Consider the following 16,682-nt stretch of genomic DNA (forward strand, 5'->3'; position numbering starts at 1 on the left):
AAACACATGGCATGCACGGCTATCATTCATCCATTCTTCACCATCGGCCCCACCATGCCCGCATCCTATTCGACTCACAGCGCCACGCCTCTGGAACATGATCCCTTCGTCATCGGGTTGAAGCAGCGGCTCCCCGAAGAGTTGCGTGAAAGCTTCTCCGATGAACAATTGCAAGGCTTGCGCAGCGCACTCGCCACTCGCTCATGGGCGCGCCACAAGCTGGATCTGCGCGGGACCTTCAACATCTGGCGCACCCAGTACTATTTCGTGATCGTCGCAGGGCGCAACAAACGTGGTCTGTCACGCGCGCAGCAGAAGCTGTCGCTGGCAGCCAAGGCCGGTGCGATCACCTTGTTCCTGTTCTTCTCGGCGCTGCTGGGGCTCGTCATGCTCTATGTGCTGAAGTCTGCGCTCGGCATCGACCTGCTGCCCAATTACTCCCTTGGATTATGGGATTGGTTCAAGGGCAACCGTTGAGCGGAGCCATCAGCCTGCTCCAAGCCTCAGCAGTGTGTGGCCCAGGCCGATATCGTCGACCTGCTCGTCAATGACGAAACCCGCTTCCTCGACAATGGCCAGGAAGTCATCACTGCGATAGAAGCGGCTGTTGCCATTGGCCAGGCAGGTGAAATACAGCGAAGTGGCGTTGAGGCTGTAGGCCGCCGCCTCGAACTGCTGGCGATCCCAGAACAGCTCCAGAATGTAGACGCTGGCATCCGGCTGCATGGCGGCGCGAACCCTGCGCAGGATGTGCAGGATCTCCATGGGCGAGAAGCAGTCCAGGAACTGGCTCATCCACCAGACATCCGCCTGTTGGGGCAACGGCTGGCTTTCGTCGAGAATATTCATCGGATGCCCGTGAATCCTCTCGGCGAACCCGCGTTCGCGGGCGTTCTCCATCGCCAGGGCCAGCTGACGCGGCAGGTCGACGATGGTGACTTCAACCTCGCTATCGTGGGCGCAGCACTGCAGCGACCAGCGACCGGTATTGCCGCCGATATCGACGATCCGCCTCGGTCTGTGGGCGAACACGTGCTTGAGCAGCTCGGGAAAGGCCCGGTCGCTGTAATAATGATCGAAGGCGAACCAGCTTTGCCGCGCCGGCTCGGGCAGTTGCGCCAGACCTTCGTAGATGGTGGGCCAGTCGCCCAGCTCTTTCAGCCCTTCGGGACGGCCATTGCGAATCGCCGCGCTCAGGTGCGACATGGCCCGATAGCAGACGTCCGCGGTGAAATCCATGTTGATGCGCGTCATCGCATCGTGCAGCAGGAAATGCCCGACGCGCGCGAGCCGGTAGGTGCCGGCCTGGAAAGTGACGATCAGCGCACTCAGGCCCATGTCCAGCAGCACCTTGACGCCGTATTCGGACACCCCGCTCTGTTCGGCGATCTCCGTGACCCCGAGGCCGGCAGGCCCGGCCTCGTCCAGAATCGCCAGGATGCCCAGTTCCTGAAGGCAGCGTGCCGCCTGGAAGGCCACCGGTGCAAAGGCCAGCTTCTGCGCCTGCTCCTTGGCTTGCAGGGCTGTCAGGGGGTCCAGATCGTAATGACTCAAATCGCATCTCCTTGCCTGAATGAAAGCCTGCGCATAAGCGACCGCAGAACGCGCGCATGCCATGCCCGGCGGTTGCTGAAAAAAATGATCGCCGGCAGCCGCCGGGCATGATGCCGCATTCCACGACTAGACTTCCTGCAAACTGCACATAATGCTTGCGAGGTTGACCATGGCTGACAAGCAGGAACGCAAGACGCTCACCTTGAGGCAGATGCTGCAAAGCGTCCTGGCGGGTGCACTGGGCGTGCAGAGTGGCAAGAATCGCGCGCGCGACTTCGGCCAGGGCAAGCCCAGTCATTTCATTCTGCTGGGGGTGGGCTTTACCCTGCTTTTCATTCTGACGATTCTGGGCATCGTCAAACTGGTGCTGTATCTGGCTGGTCTATAAGCAGCTACTGCTGGCTGACCCAGAAAACCGCCGTCGCGACCGCCAGGATGATCAGCACGAGAATGGCGGTGGCATCAGCCCGGCTGTCGTTGCCATGATTGGAGTGTTCGCTCATATTCTTTTCCTTTTGTCGAAACTCACCTGCAAGGCAGTTAAGACCACCCAGGCGAGGCTCTCCACCCCCCGGCGGTTCAAATACCTAAAAGCACTATTTCGTTCTAAACATATTCCCAAACATCACTTTTGCGCATAACCGCTAACTGGTATCTTGCCGCCCTTCCCTCAATGGGTGCGCGACCGTGCGCGCGACAAGCTGTAGACAGCCCTGAGAACAGGACACTCCATGTACGTTTATGACCAGTACGACCAACACATCATCGAAGATCGCGTACATCAGTTCCGCGACCAGATTCGCCGCTATCTAGCGGGCGAACTCACCGATGCCGAGCTCCTGCCACTGCGCCTGCAGAATGGCCTGTACATCCAGCGTTATGCGCCAATGCTGCGCATTGCCGTGCCCTACGGGCTGCTGTCCTCTACCCAGATTCGCAAGCTGGCGGAAATCACCCGCAACTACGACAAGGGTTACGCCCACATCAGCACCCGGACCAACGTGCAGCTCAACTGGCCCGAACTGGAAGACGTACCGGATATCCTCGCCGAGCTGGCCACCGTGCAGATGCACGCGATCCAGACCAGCGGCAACTGCATCCGCAACACCACCACCGACCAGTTCGCCGGTGTGGCCAAGGATGAGCTGGTCGATCCTCGCCCCTGGTGCGAGATCATCCGCCAGTGGTCGACCTTTCATCCGGAATTCGCCTTCCTGCCGCGCAAGTTCAAGATTGCCATCAACGGCGCCGTGAGTGATCGGGCTGCCATCGAAGTCCACGACATCGGCCTCGAAGCGGTGCAGAACGACGCCGGCGAACTGGGCTTCCGTGTATCGGTCGGCGGTGGCCTGGGTCGTACGCCCATCGTGGGCAGCTTCATCAATGAGTTTCTGCCCTGGCAACACCTGCTCACCTATCTCGACGCCATCCTGCGGGTGTACAACCGCTATGGCCGCCGCGACAACAAGTTCAAGGCGCGCATCAAGATCCTGGTCAAGGCGCTCACACCTGAAGTTTTCGCCGAACGTGTCCAGGCCGAGTGGGAATACCTCAAGGACGGCCCCAATACGCTGACCGACGCGGAAGTCGAGCGTGTCGGCAAGTTCTTCATCGATCCGGCCTACAAGGCGCTGGAAGACCAGAGTGCCGCCCTCGCCCGGCTCGATGCCGAGCATCCTGGCTTCGCCCGCTGGCGCCAGCGCAACGTGGTGGCGCACAAGAAGCCCGGCTATGCCGCCGTCACCCTGTCGCTGAAAAGCACCGGCGTCGCGCCCGGCGATGTCACCGACAAGCAGCTGGACACCATCGCCGACCTGGCCGATCGCTACAGCTTCGGTGAAGTGCGCAACTCCCACGAGCAGAACATGATCCTCGCCGACGTCGAGCAGGCGCGTCTGTTCGAGCTGTGGAACGAACTGCGCGAGCTGGGCGTGGCCACCCCGAACATCGGTCTGCTGACCGACATCATCTGCTGCCCCGGCGGTGATTTCTGCTCGCTGGCCAACGCCAAGTCGATCCCCATCGCCGAGGCCATCCAGCGCCGCTTCGAGGATCTGGATTACCTGTTCGACATCGGTGATCTGGACCTGAACATTTCCGGCTGCATGAATGCCTGCGGTCACCACCACGTGGGCCATATCGGCATCCTCGGGGTGGACAAGAAAGGCGCCGAGTTCTACCAGGTTTCCCTTGGTGGCAGCTCGGGGCGCAACGCAAGCCTGGGACAGATCCTCGGCCCATCCTTTGCCCAGGATGCGATGCCCGACGTGATCGAAAAGCTCATCGGTGTCTATGTGGAGCAACGTACCGAAGATGAACAGTTTCTCGACACCTACCGCCGTATCGGCATCGACCCCTTCAAGGAGCGTGTCTATGCAGCGAATCATTAAGGGCGATCAGGTCATCGATGAAAGCTGGCACCTGCTGCCCAGCAACGTGACCCTGGCCGAGCTGAGCAATTGCGACGATCTGATCGTGCCTTTCCAGCTATGGCTCGAACATGCTCACGCACTGAAAGCCCGCGATGGCGGGCTCGGTATCTGGCTGGATGCCGATCAGGCCGTGGAAGAGATTGCCGATGATCTGCAGCATTTCCAGGTCATCGCGCTCAACTTCCCGGTATTTACCGATGGTCGCCACTACTCCAGCGCGCGCCTGCTACGCGAGCGCTATGGCTACAAGGGCGAGATTCGGGCAATTGGCGACGTGCTGCGCGACCAGCTGTTCTACATGCGCCGTTGCGGCTTCGATGCCTTTGCCGTGCGCCCGGACCGCGATCCCTACGACGCGCTGGAAAGTCTGAAGGACTTCTCGGTGACCTACCAGTCGGCTGTCGATGAACCGCTGCCGCTGTTTCGCCGCCGCCAGGGCTGATTGCCTTCCGTACAAAAGAAAAAACCCGCAGCGTGCGGGTTTTTTCTTATTGATACATCCAGAAGTTCGGATGCTCGTTCGGCGTCATGTCGTCTGAATGCTTGCGGGCGAAGGTTTCCCTGATTTTTCTGGCCAGTGCTTTCATGATCGATTCCTGCTGTTGCGTTCAAGAGTTGCCTTAGCTTCCCTCAATCGAACGCGCCAGCGAAATCGATTCTGCCTATGTGACTGATAGACCGTAGCCTGGATTAGCCGAAGGCGTAATCCGGGGTCGAAGGCATAATCCATCGCCATGCCCACGCCAAGCTCTTGCGCCAACCCAATGCTGGAAGTGCCTGCGGCGATTCCATCCTGCGAAGCTGACTATGTGGCTGATAGCACTCAGTCCAGACGAACCAGCATACGCCCTACCTGCTGGCCGGCAAGAATGCGTTCGATGGCCTCTGGCAGTTCCTCCAGCGCAATCTCCTGCACCAGGCTGTCCAGATTCGGCAGCTTCCATTGCAGGGACAGTTTGTCCCACATGGAAGCCTTGACCACCAGCGGGATTTCCACCGAGTCGACACCCAGCAGGTTGACGCCACGCAGGATGAACGGCAGAACGCTGGCCTGGAAGCCGACACCGGCGGTCAGCCCACAACAGGCGACACTACCGCCACGCTGCAACGACTTGACCGCGTTGAACAGGATATCGCCACCGACCGTATCCACCGCGCCCGCCCACTGCTCCTTGAGCAGCGGTTTCTCCACACCGCTCTGCAACGCCCCACGCTCGACGACCTGAGTGGCACCAAGGCCTTGCAGAAACTCAACCTGATCGGCCTTGCCAGTCACCGCCGCGACCTTGTAACCGAGGCTGGCCAGCAGCATCACCGCGATGCTGCCGACACCGCCGGTAGCGCCCGTCACCAGCACGGGCGCCTCGCCGGGTTCGAGCCCTGCCTGCTCCAGCTTGTCGACGCACAACGCGGCGGTCAGGCCTGCCGTGCCCAGAACCATCGCCTCACGTAGCGAAAGACCGCTGGGGCGCTTGATCACCCAGGCGGCGGGGACGCGGATGTACTGGCCGAAACCGCCGGCGGTATTCATGCCCAGGTCGTAGCCGGTGACGATCACCTCATCGCCCGGCGCGAACTCCGAGACGCTGGATTCGGCCACAGTGCCGGCGGCATCGATACCTGGCGTGTGCGGATAGTTGCGGGTCACGCCACGGTTGCCGCTGGCCGAGAGCGCATCCTTGTAGTTGAGCGAGGAATAGCTGACGCGAATCAGCACCTCGCCTTCCGGCAGGTCCGCCGTGCTGCGCTCGACCACCTGTGTGTGGAAGCGACCCTCAGCGTTCTCGCTGGCCTGCAGTGCTTTGAAAGCTGTCATGTGATATCCCCTTATTGCCAGAATCGTTGTTCGTTCAGCCGGCTCCAGCCCTTGAGCAAACCGTGCTCCATCACTGAGCCCACCGCCATGCCGAATCGCTCGGGCAGGCTTTTTTTCTCTGCGTAATGCAATTGGAACAGGTCCGCTTCGTGCGAGCGTGCGGCCAGGTATTCATCGCTGGTCTTGAGTTCGTCGACCAGATTCTTGCCGAGGGCGGCGATACCCAGCCAGACCTCGCCGGTGGCCACCTCGTCGATGGACAACTGCTGACGGTAGCGCGAGACAAAGTTCTTGAACAGTTCATGGGTGGTTTCCAGATCTTCCTGGAACTTCTCCCGGCCCTGGTCGGTATTCTCACCGAATACCGACCAGGGTCCGCTTGTACTCACCCGCGGTCAGCATCTCATAGTCGATGTCATGCTTCTTCAGCAGACGATGGAGGTTGGGCAACTGCGCCACCACGCCGATGGAGCCGAGTATGGCGAAGGGTGCGCTGAGAATCTTCTGGCCGATGCAGGCCATCATGTAGCCGCCGCTTGCCGCCACCTTGTCCACGCAGACCGTCAGCGGCACGCCGGCGTCGCGAATGCGCACCAGCTGCGAGGCCGCCAGGCCGTAGCCATGCACCATGCCGCCACCGCTTTCCAGGCGCAGCACCACTTCGTCCTGCGGTGTGGCCAGGGTCAGCAATGCGGTGATTTCGTGGCGCATGTTCTCCACGGCGGACGCCTTGATGTCGCCGTCGAAATCCAGCACGAACACGCGCGGTCGGTCCTGCGGGTTTTTTCTGGCCAGCTTCGCAGCTTTTGCTTCGCCTTTGCGCTGCTGCTTGAGCTGATCCTTGTCGATCAGCGATTGCTCGAGGCGCTCGCGCATTGCCTTGTAGAAATCGTTGAGCTTGTGCACCTCAAGATGCCCGCCCGACGGCCTGCCCCGTCCGCGCCGCAGCGAAGCCAGTGCGATAAGCACCACCACAATGGCGACCACCAGCGTCACGGTCTTCGCCAGAAAGCTTGCATAGTCAGCAAGAAACTCCACAGATCCTCCTCGGATTACAGTCGCCAGCGGAACTCCGGCATGGCTAAAACCGGCCAAGCATACCGACCGTCAGGCCGATGGAGCCAGTGCCGAGCAATTCAAACAAACGTATGATTTTTCGTTGACACTCCCTGTGGTTCTCCCTACCCTCGCGAAAATCGGGGTTCGGAGCAGAGCATGGGTAGTATCTACCTGATCAGACACGGTCAGGCGTCTTTTGGCGCGAAAAACTATGACGTCCTGTCACCGCTCGGCTTTCGCCAGTCAGCTGCCCTGGGCGATTATTTCGCTCAGCTGGAGCTGCGCTTCGACCGCTGTATCAGCGGCGAACTGAAGCGTCAGCAGGATACGGCACAGGCAACGCTCGAACGACTGACCACCCGCAGCGAAAACAGCCAGCCTGAAATCGAAATCGACCCGGCATTCAATGAATTCCTTGCCGATGAGGTGATTCGGGCACACATGGACGACCTGCTGAGCATCGAACCCGACGCCGTGCAAATCCTGCGCAACGCGGCCAATCATCGGGCCGAATTCCAGCGTCTGTTCAATCACGTGATTCACCGGTGGGTCTCGGGCGAGCATGAAAAGGAAGGTCTGGAAAGCTGGCAGAGTTTTATCGACCGCGTCCAGGGTGGCCTGAGCCGTCTGCTCGAGCAGGCTGGCCAGAAAGACCGTATCGCGATCTTTACCTCGGGCGGGACCATCACCGCGCTGCTTCAACTGATCATCGGGGTACAACCGATCAAGGCTTTCGAATTGAACTGGCAGATCGTCAACACTTCTCTCAGTCAACTGAAGTTTCGCCAACGGGAGGTTTCCCTGGCGTCCTTCAACAGTCACGCACACTTGGAACTGTTAAAGAATCCGGAGCTCATCACCTGGCGATAGGCTCCATTCCAACGGCGATCAGAGATCGCATGTTTTTCACGATAATAAAGGACATACCCATGAGCACCGTCGACGAAACCATTCAGGGCATGAAAGCCAAGTTCAACGCCAGCGCCGCCACCGGTCTGGATCTGGTTTTCCAGTTCAACATCACCGATGCGGAAAACTATTACCTCATCGTCAAGGACGGCGCCTGCGACTTCCACAAGGGCGAATCGGCTGATGCCAACGTCACCCTGATCATGGACAGCGAAACCATGCAGGGCGTGATCAGCGGCGAAACCGACGGCATGCAGGCCTTCATGGCAGGCAAGCTGCGCGCCGAAGGCGACATGATGCTGGCGCTGAAGCTGAGCGAGCTGTTCCCGGCCTGATCGCCAGAGCGGATGTGACGAAAACCGAAATCGAGAGATTTCGGTTTTTTATTTCCGCATACCCCGCTCCAACTGAACCGTAGGGCCGAACTTGTTCAGCCTTTGCAGGCAAATTCCTGGCTGAATGAATTCGGCCCTACGGCTGCGGGTCAGGGCTGTGATTCCCACCTGGAATGCGCCATACGGGCCTTCACAATCAGACGCCAGCTTTGCGGCGGAGCAGTTCACGCTTGCGCTCCACGCCCCAGCGATAGCCGGAAATATCACCGTCGCGGCGCACGACGCGGTGACAGGGAATGGCGACGGCGATGTGGTTGGCTGCGCAGGCTTGCGCGACGGCGCGTACAGCTTTGGGCGCCCCGATATGCTCGGCAATCTCGGTGTAACTTGCCGTGCCGCCTGGCGGAATTTCACGCAATGCCTGCCAGACACGTTCCTGGAAGGCGGTGCCGCGTACATCCAGCGGCAGATTCAGGCCGAGGGATGGCGTTTCGATGAAGCCGACACGCCAGCAGTACCAGATTCGCACGCCCGGCAGCCGCGCTGCTCTGATCGCCCTGGACGCGTCGGCTCGTTCGGTAACCCGCGGCTTCGGCTGCCTCGGCATTATCGAAGAACTCGACGTTCTCGCGCCTGGGCAGACGCGCGGACGAACTGGCCGTCGGCGGCGCAGTCGCGTGTCTGAACGGCCTGCCAGCGGGCCTCATCCGTTGCGTACCCGGCAAGGGAAGGAACACTCGTGTTCATGGGCAATGTCCTGACTGTTCAAGTGATGCCGGCAATCTGAGCCAGAATCCCAGTCGCAAGCACTCCGAATCTTGCGGTTGAATTGTCATCCGCTTGACCTGCACGCCTCTGGCGACTGAAAAACTAACCAGCCTTGCGAAAGGTGAAGTTGATGCGCCTGCTGCCAAGCAGTGGATGCGGCGCGTCCATGAGAGGCATCACCGCATGATATCGCAGGCGATCCTCAGCCCCCCAAACCACGACGTCACCGTGTTGGAGCGCCACCTTTACGGTCTTGTCCGTTCGCTTGTGCCCACCGAACAGAAAAGTCGCCGTCATGCCCAGTGATACCGAAACGATGGGCGCCTGGAAATCCCGCTCGTTCTTGTCCTGGTGGAGGGACAATCGCGAGCCGGGAAGATACTGGTTGATCAGGCATGCATCGGGCTCGAACTCCGCGAAACCTGCCGCCAAGGCGGCCTTGTGCGCCAACCGTGCAAAGACTGGCGGCATGGCTGGCCAGGGGCGCTGGTTGTCGGGGTCTGTACGCGTATAGCGATAGCCCCGTCGATCGCTCACCCAGCCCAGCTCACCACAATTGGTGAGCGCGACCGACATCGTGAAGCCACCCGGGGTGAGCATGTTGCGAAACGGCGATTGCGCTTCGATATTGGCAATTTCAGGTAGCAAATCGTCGACATACGGCAGCGCAAACCCTCGAAGAATAAAAGCCGAAGGTCCGAGGGATTCACGCTGCCCGATGAGGTAGTCAGCGAAAAGATCGAGGGTTGTCATGGCGGCTGGACTCCCGGGCGACAGCTGTCAGCAAATACCTGGCATCAGGCCCCTTGATTGCTTGGCAACACCTTTGCCAATAACGAGCCGCTTCACTTGGTGAAGTCAGGGCACAGCCTTTAGATTAGCGCTTCACTCGCAGGCATCGTCGCCGCATCGATCATAAAAAGGGACACGCATGGCGCTTACAGACCAGACCAGCCGAATCCGGGAGGGCGAGGAGCTGCCCGCCGAGGCAATCGACCCGTATCTGAAGGCCCATATTCCAGGCCTTGAAGGCACGCCGCGCATTTCGCAGTTTCCCGGTGGCGCATCCAACCTGACCTACCTGCTGGAGTATCCCGACCGGGAGCTGGTGCTGCGCCGCCCGCCGTTCGGCCAGAAGGCCAGATCGGCACACGACATGGGCCGCGAATACCGCATCCTCAATCAGCTCAACGCCGGTTTTCCCTACTGCCCGAAAGCTTATGTCCATTGCACCGACGAGAGCCTTATCGGTGCCGAGTTTTATGTCATGGAGCGCGTCAGAGGCATCATCCTGCGCGAAGACATGCCGCCCGAACTGGGTTTCACGCCGGAGCAGACCCGTGCCCTGTGCAAGAGCTTCATCGACAAATTCGTCGATCTGCACAACGTCGATTACCAAGCGTGCGGCTTGGGTGACCTGGGCAAGCCCGGGGGTTACGTCCAGCGCCAGATCAGCGGCTGGATCGAGCGCTACGAGCGCGCCATCACCCCCGATACGCCGACTTGGGAGCCGGTCAAGGCCTGGCTGCGCGACAAGATGCCGGCTGATCACCCCAAGCCCGGAATCATCCACAACGATTACCGCTTCGATAACGTCATTCTCGACCCGGACAACCCGATGCAGATCATCGGCGTGCTCGACTGGGAAATGACCACCCTCGGCGACCCTCTGATGGACCTGGGCAACACCCTGGCCTACTGGATCGAGGCCGACGACCCGCCTCCCGTGCAACTGATGCGCAAGCAGCCGAGCAACGCGCCGGGCATGCTCACGCGCCAGCAGTTCGTTGACTACTACGCCGAACGCGCCGGCATCCGCATCGACAACTTCGATTACTACTACACCTATGGTCTGTTCCGCCTGGCCGGCATCATCCAGCAGATCTACTACCGCTATTTCCACGGTCAGACCCAGGACAAGCGATTCGCCCGGTTCGTGCAACTCAACGCCCTGCTTGAGCAGATGTGTTTGCAGGTCATCCACAAATCGAAGCTGTAGAACAGCCCGCCCTTACAGGAAATCTCATCATGAGCAAAACCACCCTTTTCGACCTGGATGGCAAGATCGCCTTCGTCTCCGGCGCCAGCCGTGGCATTGGCGAGGCCATTGCCCGCCTGCTCGCCCGGCAAGGCGCCCATGTCATCGTGTCCAGCCGCAGGATCGAGGGCTGCCAGACGGTGGCCGACGCCATCAATGCCGAGGGCGGCAAGGCGACGGCGATGGCCTGCCACATTGGCGAACTGGAGCAGATCCAGGCTGTTTTCGCCCATATTCGCGAACAGTTCGGGCACCTCGACATCCTGGTCAACAACGCAGCGACCAACCCGCAGTTCTGCCACATCCTCGACACCGACGTCTCGGCCTTTCAGAAAACCGTGGACGTGAACATTCGCGGCTACTTCTTCATGTCCGTCGAAGCCGGCAAGCTCATGCGCGAGCACGGTGGCGGCAGCATCATCAATGTCGCCTCGATCAATGGCGTCACACCGGGGCATTTCCAGGGAATTTACTCCGTCACCAAGGCCGCCGTGATCAACATGACCAAGGCCTTCGCCAAGGAATGCGCGCCGCTGGGCATCCGCTGCAACGCCTTGCTGCCGGGTTTGACCGACACCCGGTTCGCCTCCGCACTGGTCAGCAACGATGCCATCCGTGAAGAAGCGCTGCGCCATATTCCCCTGCATCGCGTGGCCAATCCCGAGGAAATGGCCGGCGCTGTGCTCTACCTGGCCAGTGATGCCTCCAGCTACACCACGGGCCTGTCGCTCAATGTGGATGGTGGCTATCTGGCCTGATCATAATAGGAAGGGAGCCATTCAGGCTCCCCATACGTACCGCTCCTGTACGTTACCAATCCTTCATCGCCTGCTCGGCGGCGGCATTCACTGGCTGTGCCAGCGGTCCTGTCGGTGTCATCTCGATGGCGTACTCGGCTCCATCCGCGACGGGCAGGAAACTGACCCGGTGCTGCTGCGCCTCGACCAGTAGCGAGCCACACTGACAACGCTGCAGCCAGGCCCAGAAATCCAGCCCCAGCCGGCTCTGCTCCAGCACGACCCGTACATTGCGTGCCTGCTCCTGCTGTTCTACCGCCAGGTAGCGGCCTGAAAGCCTTTGCAGTCGAAAGCCGCTTTCAAGGCCGATCAATGACGCCAGGCCTTTCCACTGCAGCACGCGCAGATCGAGCTGCCAGAGGTCGCCCTCCAGGGTGACGAAACGGGTCTGCCCATGCTGCTCAAGCCTTGCCTGATAGCGCTGCGGCCCTTCGGCCTGGAAGGCCAGCCGGGCCAGGGGCTTGTCCTGTGGCAGCGGGCGATAGGTCGTGACGTCCCAGGCGATCAATGCGATCACGCCGCCCAGTGCGAGCAATAGCAGGCCGAAGGTGCCGCGCAACCATCCCAGCAGCCAGTTGCCGCCCAGCAGCACACGCAACGCGAGCAGTGCGGTTACCAGTGCAAGGAAGCCGACCCCTACTGCAAGTCCCAGATATTGCATCACATGCCTTCCTGAAAAATCGGTGAAGCATTATCGGTGGCACCCTGCATGGCATCCAGCATCAGCTTGGAACACTGATTACGAGTCGACATTATGTCGCTGCTTCCGGTTGCCAGGCCGTTGGCTTGGCGTGATGCAAGCGGCATCATGCGCCATTCTTCTCCGCCCTCTCCCTTTAGCAAGTGTCCCATGCCCTTTCTCGAATTAACCCTGGATCTACCCGTACTGGCAGCCTTGCTGGTCGTTGCCTTTCTCGCCGGCTTTATCGATGCCATTGCCGGTGGCGGCGGCCTGCTGACCCTGCCTGCTCTGCTCACTGCCGGCCTGCCGCCGCATCTGGTGCTGGGTACGAACAAGCTGTGCGCGACCTTCGGCTCGGCCACGGCCAGCTTCACCTTTTATCGGCGCAAGCTTTTCGACCCCCGGCAGTGGGGACGTGCGCTGGTCGCCACGGCCATCGGTGCGGCGCTTGGCGCCGGACTGGCGCACCTGATTCCTGCGCAATGGCTTAATCAGCTGCTGCCGCTGGTGGTTTTCGTCTGTGGGCTGTATCTACTGTTCAACCCCGTTCCGGTGACACCCAGGGAAAACACCGCGCCGATTGGCAAGCACCGCCAATGGCCACAGGGACTGGGGCTCGGCTTCTATGACGGCATTGCCGGGCCGGGTACAGGCGCCTTCTGGACAGTCAGCAGTCTGCTGCTGTATCCGCTGGACTTGCTCAGGGCAAGCGGCGTGGCGCGCAGCATGAACTTCGTCAGCAACGGTACGGCGCTGGCTGTTTTCATCATCAGCGGTCAGGTTGCCTGGGTGCTGGGCCTCGGCATGGGGCTGGCGCTGATGGCCGGCGCCTACCTTGGCGCACGAACGGCAATTCGTGGCGGCTCGAAATTCATCCGGCCAATCTTCATTTTCGTGGTGTTGCTGTTGAGCCTGCGCCTAGCCTGGCAGCACTGGTTCGGCGTGGCCTGAACGCCGGGCCAGATAGAGTTCGATCAGGTAACGGGCGATGGATTTCGGCGCCGGCAAGGCCGGTAGCCGGTCGATATGAAACCAGCCGGCGTCCTCGATTTCCTCCGGTTGCATGACGATTTCCCCTGCCGCGTACTCGGCATGAAAGCCCAGCATCAACGAGTGCGGAAAGGGCCAGCCCTGGCTGCAGATGTACTGCGGCCTGTGGATCGCCACCCCGACCTCTTCATGTACTTCACGTATCACGCACTGCTCCACCGACTCACCCGGCTCGACGAACCCGGCCAGGGTGCTGTAGACCCCAGGGGCGAAACGCGGCGAGCGTGCGAGCAGCAACTCGTCGCCACGGGTCACCAGCACGATCATGCTCGGCGAGATGCGTGGATAGTGATGGATGCCGCATGCGGCGCACTGCATCGCACGCTCTGATGGATGCTGGCGCATCGGCTGGCCACAGCGACCGCAGAAGCGATGCTGGTTGGCCCAGGTACCGATCTGCGCGGCAAAACCGAGCATGCGAAACCGGTCGACATCCTCATCCTGCATCATGAACTGGCGCAGGCCCTGCCAGGATGCGCCAGGCACTTCGGCCTGATGGGCCAACTCGAACAGGAATACCGGATCGCCCTCGAAGTAGCCGAGGCCCTGCTCGCTGATCAGCGGCAGGTCCAGACGCTTGAGCCAGGCCCTGGGAAACAGTACGCCGCTGTCGTCATGAAGAAAGCCCTGCTGGCAATGCACGAGCGCCCATCCGCTTTCACCGCTCGGATCGAGTCGTGCGGGTTGCCAGCGCAAACTCACTCAGGCGGCTACCGGCAGGCCCAGCGCGCGCACACTGTCGGCGGCGAGGTCCAGAACGCTGATGCGCGAATCGTCACGACGCAGGATCGCACCCCCTTCGAGGTAGTACTCCAGGCTGGTCAGGGCATCGGCAAGGGTTTCGAGCATCTGCTCCGAAGGCATCTGCACACCTTCGAGCATCTGCTTCTGAATGAAGTCTGCGCACGCGCCGATCAGCTCGGCAGCGCGATCCTGTTCGAGAAAGCGCAGCCCGCCGCGAACCGCCATCAGGCTGAACGGGACATTGGCCAGATGCAGTTTCTCGCCATTGGACTCCAGATAGGCGGTGATGGCCCGCTTGGCCAGGGCCAGTCCCGCCGTCGCCTCGCCGATCACCACGATACAGGCCTCGGTGAGCTGGTGGTTGGCGAAGGCTTGCGCCTCATGGCCGGATTGAATGGTCTGCGGGCGAGTATCACGCCGCTCACCCCGTTCGAGGCTGGCCACCATGCTTTCGACATAGAGCACCGCATCGGCCAGTTTGAGCAGTGCTTCAGAGGCCGGAGGGTTTTCGGCAGTCCAGCCCGAGGCCTGACTCAACTGTGCATGCAGGGCGCTGGAGGCAGACGATAAGCCTACCATGCCAAGGGTCTTGGCCAGCTTGCCGAGCAGGCTGTGCAGATTGGCATAGGATTCCGCTGCCGCGGTCTGACGCTCGATCAGGTCCAGCAGGTCCTTGAGGCTTGCAAGCTCCTCGCGGATCGCCGCGGACAGCGAGCGCATCACGGCCTGACCGGGGCCGGCCAGGCGCTGGGATTCATCTTCGAGAAGATGATCGGTGAAGGGCAACGGGCCCAGGGAAAATATTTCCCGAACCTGACTTGCGATCGGCCCGCCACTTTCAGCCAGCGCAACCAGATACAGCAACTCCTTGAGCAGGCTGCGCGGCGGCTCATGGCCACTGTTGACGATCAGTTGCCGAAGCTCCCGGTCGACTCTGGAAAACAGCCGTTTGCGTGACTGGCGTGGCAGCAGCTGACCATCGAGCTGCGCTTCCAGCGCGGCGCTGCCCAGCCAGCACAGGCGCCCAGCTGGCGTATTGGCGTAGAGCATGTCCAACCGGCTGAGCGCCCGGCCCATGAGTTTGAGGCTGGCCGCCGCATTGGGTTCACGGATGAAACCGAGCAGACCAAGCTGATACATCTGCCGCAGTCGACGCGCCTCGGCAGTGCGCGCAGCGGGCTCACGCACCGGCGCTGTTAGTGCTGGACGCGCATGGTCGAGACGGACGCTGAAGAAAAAGCTTTCCGGCAGCGGTGGCTGGGCACCGGCCAGACGCAACGCATTGATCGGGGGCAAAAGCAGTTCGGGCATTTCCTGGCGACTGGCATCGACACTTTCCAGATAGCGCGCAAGCACGTACAGCGCATTGCTCAGCGCCGTCAGTTGCGTGTCGCGATCTTCTCCTGCACCAACGGGAATATCCGTGGCCAGTTGCAGAATTTCCTGCGCCAGCAGCTCGGCACCGGTCAGCTCGATAAGGCTGAGGGTGCCGCGAACCTGCTTGAGGTTCTCGACCGCCTGCTGCAGCAAGCCACCGTTATTGCGGTCGATGATGAAATGTTCGAGGCTCTGCTCGGCCTCTTCCATGGTGGCGAACAGTTCATCGCGAACCAGGCTGAGTGAAGTCGCTCCGGTTACCATGCCTGGCGCACCCCCCGCGCAATGTTTGGCTGATGCATCAATCGGCGAAGTCCGGCTTCTGTTTGCTCATGTGCGCGGCCATGGCCACCTTGAGGTCTGCCGACTGGAGCATGGCCGCATTCCAGGTCGCGACATATTCGAGGCCGTCATCGACGCGGTGATCACGCATGTAGCGAATCATTTCCTTGGTACCACGGATGGCCACGGGCGATTTGTCGGCGATCTGTGTCGCCAGCTCGAGCACCGCCGCCATCATGGCCGGCTGGTCCGGGTAGGCCCGGTTGACGAGGCCGATCGCCTGCGCTTCCTGCCCATCGACCGCGCGCCCGGTATAAGCCAGCTCACGCATGATACCGTCGCCGATGATGCGCGGCAGACGCTGCAGGGTGCCGACATCGGCGGCCATCCCCATGTCGATTTCCTTGATGGAGAATTGTGCGTCGAAGGTGCTGTAACGCATGTCACAGGCCGAGACCAGGTCGATGGCGCCACCGATGCAATGCCCCTGGATGGCGGCGATTACCGGCTTGCGGCAGTTGTCCACGGCGTTGAAGGAGGCCTGCAGCTTGAGTATCTGCCGGCGCAGACGGTCGGCATTGCGCCCGATGTCGCTGCCCATGCCACTCGCGGCCTGAGCCAGCAATTGCAGATCGATGCCCGCCGAGAAGTGCTTGCCCTCGCCGGTCAGCACCACCACCCGCACCTCGTCGGTATCGTCGACCCACTGGAAGATGTCGACGATCTCGCTCCAGAAGGCAGCATTCATGGCATTGACCTTTTCGGGCCGGTTGATCGCCACATGGGCGATCCTGTCCTTCAGCTCCACACGAAAGGATTGGTATTCAGTCACGCTATCT

General features: G+C 60.9%; 18 protein-coding genes and 2 pseudogenes. 9 read left to right on the forward strand and 11 right to left on the reverse strand.

The features are described 5' to 3' along the window. Nucleotides 1-54: 54 nt before the first annotated feature. The gene (locus tag ACYCFC_RS07785; protein WP_459653966.1) at nucleotides 55-477 is read left to right on the forward strand and encodes a 3-phosphoshikimate 1-carboxyvinyltransferase; all 423 of its coding nucleotides are present in this window, start codon (nucleotides 55-57) and stop codon (nucleotides 475-477) included. A 9-nt stretch (nucleotides 478-486) separates the two neighbouring features. Here ACYCFC_RS07785 and ACYCFC_RS07790 read toward each other — a convergent pair whose 3' ends face one another. Then, the gene (locus ACYCFC_RS07790) at nucleotides 487-1,554 is read right to left on the reverse strand and encodes a methyltransferase (RefSeq protein WP_459653604.1); all 1,068 of its coding nucleotides are present in this window, start codon (nucleotides 1,552-1,554) and stop codon (nucleotides 487-489) included. A gap of 169 nt (nucleotides 1,555-1,723) precedes the next feature. Between ACYCFC_RS07790 and ACYCFC_RS07795 the strand changes: the two genes are divergently transcribed. The 3 genes from ACYCFC_RS07795 to ACYCFC_RS07805 all read left to right on the forward strand — a co-directional run bounded on the left by ACYCFC_RS07795 (nucleotide 1,724) and on the right by ACYCFC_RS07805 (nucleotide 4,428). Next, nucleotides 1,724-1,942 carry a DUF2970 domain-containing protein gene (locus tag ACYCFC_RS07795; protein ID WP_181085358.1) on the forward strand — a complete coding sequence of 73 codons (219 nt, stop codon included), beginning with the start codon at nucleotides 1,724-1,726 and terminating at the stop codon, nucleotides 1,940-1,942. Between the two features lie 343 nt (nucleotides 1,943-2,285). Then, on the forward strand, nucleotides 2,286-3,944 hold the full coding sequence (locus ACYCFC_RS07800) for a nitrite/sulfite reductase (RefSeq protein ID WP_459653605.1): 1,659 nt from the start codon (nucleotides 2,286-2,288) through the stop codon (nucleotides 3,942-3,944). Continuing rightward, complete coding sequence (locus ACYCFC_RS07805; RefSeq protein ID WP_459653606.1) at nucleotides 3,928-4,428, forward strand: DUF934 domain-containing protein; 501 nt, start codon at nucleotides 3,928-3,930, stop codon at nucleotides 4,426-4,428. Before ACYCFC_RS07800 ends, ACYCFC_RS07805 begins: the two co-directional genes overlap by 17 nt. Before the next feature lie 381 nt (nucleotides 4,429-4,809). On the opposite strand, the gene ACYCFC_RS07810 is transcribed toward ACYCFC_RS07805, so the two are convergent. After that, complete coding sequence (locus tag ACYCFC_RS07810; protein WP_459653607.1) at nucleotides 4,810-5,802, reverse strand: YhdH/YhfP family quinone oxidoreductase; 993 nt, start codon at nucleotides 5,800-5,802, stop codon at nucleotides 4,810-4,812. Nucleotides 5,803-5,813: 11 nt separating this feature from the next. Next, nucleotides 5,814-6,840 (reverse strand): annotated as a pseudogene (gene sohB / locus ACYCFC_RS07815) (protease SohB). A gap of 177 nt (nucleotides 6,841-7,017) precedes the next feature. Between sohB and ACYCFC_RS07820 the strand changes: the two are divergent. After that, nucleotides 7,018-7,731, forward strand: coding sequence for a histidine phosphatase family protein (locus ACYCFC_RS07820; protein ID WP_459653608.1), 714 nt, complete (start codon nucleotides 7,018-7,020; stop codon nucleotides 7,729-7,731). A gap of 59 nt (nucleotides 7,732-7,790) precedes the next feature. After that, nucleotides 7,791-8,105, forward strand: a complete 315-nt coding sequence (locus ACYCFC_RS07825; protein WP_181085347.1) for an SCP2 sterol-binding domain-containing protein — start codon at nucleotides 7,791-7,793, stop codon at nucleotides 8,103-8,105. Between the two features lie 196 nt (nucleotides 8,106-8,301). Here the strand turns inward: ACYCFC_RS07825 and ACYCFC_RS07830 are convergent. The 3 genes and pseudogenes from ACYCFC_RS07830 to alkB all read right to left on the reverse strand — a co-directional run. Further along, nucleotides 8,302-8,610: pseudogene (locus ACYCFC_RS07830) on the reverse strand (methylated-DNA--[protein]-cysteine S-methyltransferase); the annotation flags it as partial. Further along, a complete protein-coding gene (locus ACYCFC_RS07835; RefSeq protein ID WP_459653967.1) occupies nucleotides 8,516-8,812 on the reverse strand; it encodes an Ada metal-binding domain-containing protein in 297 nt (98 codons plus the stop codon). The pseudogene ACYCFC_RS07830 and the gene ACYCFC_RS07835, both read right to left, overlap by 95 nt. A 163-nt stretch (nucleotides 8,813-8,975) precedes the next feature. Next, nucleotides 8,976-9,626: a DNA oxidative demethylase AlkB gene (gene alkB, locus ACYCFC_RS07840; protein ID WP_459653609.1), complete on the reverse strand. Its 651-nt coding sequence runs from the start codon at nucleotides 9,624-9,626 to the stop codon at nucleotides 8,976-8,978. A 178-nt stretch (nucleotides 9,627-9,804) separates the two neighbouring features. Here alkB and ACYCFC_RS07845 point away from each other — a divergent pair, with 178 nt between their 5' ends. Together ACYCFC_RS07845 and ACYCFC_RS07850 are read left to right on the forward strand one after the other, a co-directional pair. Continuing rightward, nucleotides 9,805-10,872, forward strand: a complete 1,068-nt coding sequence (locus ACYCFC_RS07845; RefSeq protein WP_459653610.1) for a phosphotransferase family protein — start codon at nucleotides 9,805-9,807, stop codon at nucleotides 10,870-10,872. A gap of 29 nt (nucleotides 10,873-10,901) precedes the next feature. Continuing rightward, nucleotides 10,902-11,669 (forward strand): SDR family oxidoreductase, encoded by a 768-nt coding sequence (locus ACYCFC_RS07850; protein ID WP_181085341.1) that lies wholly within the window; start codon nucleotides 10,902-10,904, stop codon nucleotides 11,667-11,669. Nucleotides 11,670-11,721: 52 nt separating this feature from the next. On the opposite strand, the gene ACYCFC_RS07855 is transcribed toward ACYCFC_RS07850, so the two are convergent. Continuing rightward, nucleotides 11,722-12,369: a hypothetical protein gene (locus tag ACYCFC_RS07855; protein WP_459653611.1), complete on the reverse strand. Its 648-nt coding sequence runs from the start codon at nucleotides 12,367-12,369 to the stop codon at nucleotides 11,722-11,724. Continuing rightward, nucleotides 12,369-12,518 (reverse strand): hypothetical protein, encoded by a 150-nt coding sequence (locus ACYCFC_RS07860; protein ID WP_459653612.1) that lies wholly within the window; start codon nucleotides 12,516-12,518, stop codon nucleotides 12,369-12,371. Before ACYCFC_RS07860 ends, ACYCFC_RS07855 begins: the two co-directional genes overlap by 1 nt. 40 nt (nucleotides 12,519-12,558) lie before the next feature. On the opposite strand from ACYCFC_RS07860, the gene ACYCFC_RS07865 reads away from it, so the two are divergent. Further along, the gene (locus tag ACYCFC_RS07865) at nucleotides 12,559-13,341 is read left to right on the forward strand and encodes a TSUP family transporter (RefSeq protein ID WP_181085337.1); all 783 of its coding nucleotides are present in this window, start codon (nucleotides 12,559-12,561) and stop codon (nucleotides 13,339-13,341) included. Here ACYCFC_RS07865 and nudC read toward each other — a convergent pair. The 3 genes from nudC to ACYCFC_RS07880 are packed head-to-tail and all read right to left on the reverse strand — an operon-like array spanning nucleotide 13,309 to nucleotide 16,675. Continuing rightward, entirely contained in the window at nucleotides 13,309-14,142 is an 834-nt protein-coding gene (nudC, locus tag ACYCFC_RS07870) for an NAD(+) diphosphatase (protein WP_459653613.1), read from the reverse strand. The genes ACYCFC_RS07865 and nudC overlap by 33 nt on opposite strands. Continuing rightward, complete coding sequence (locus ACYCFC_RS07875; protein ID WP_181085334.1) at nucleotides 14,143-15,825, reverse strand: ferrous iron transporter B; 1,683 nt, start codon at nucleotides 15,823-15,825, stop codon at nucleotides 14,143-14,145. Between the two features lie 37 nt (nucleotides 15,826-15,862). After that, nucleotides 15,863-16,675, reverse strand: coding sequence for a crotonase/enoyl-CoA hydratase family protein (locus ACYCFC_RS07880; RefSeq protein WP_459653614.1), 813 nt, complete (start codon nucleotides 16,673-16,675; stop codon nucleotides 15,863-15,865). Nucleotides 16,676-16,682: the final 7 nt, after the last annotated feature.

Source organism: Stutzerimonas sp. NM35 (genome assembly GCF_054604355.1).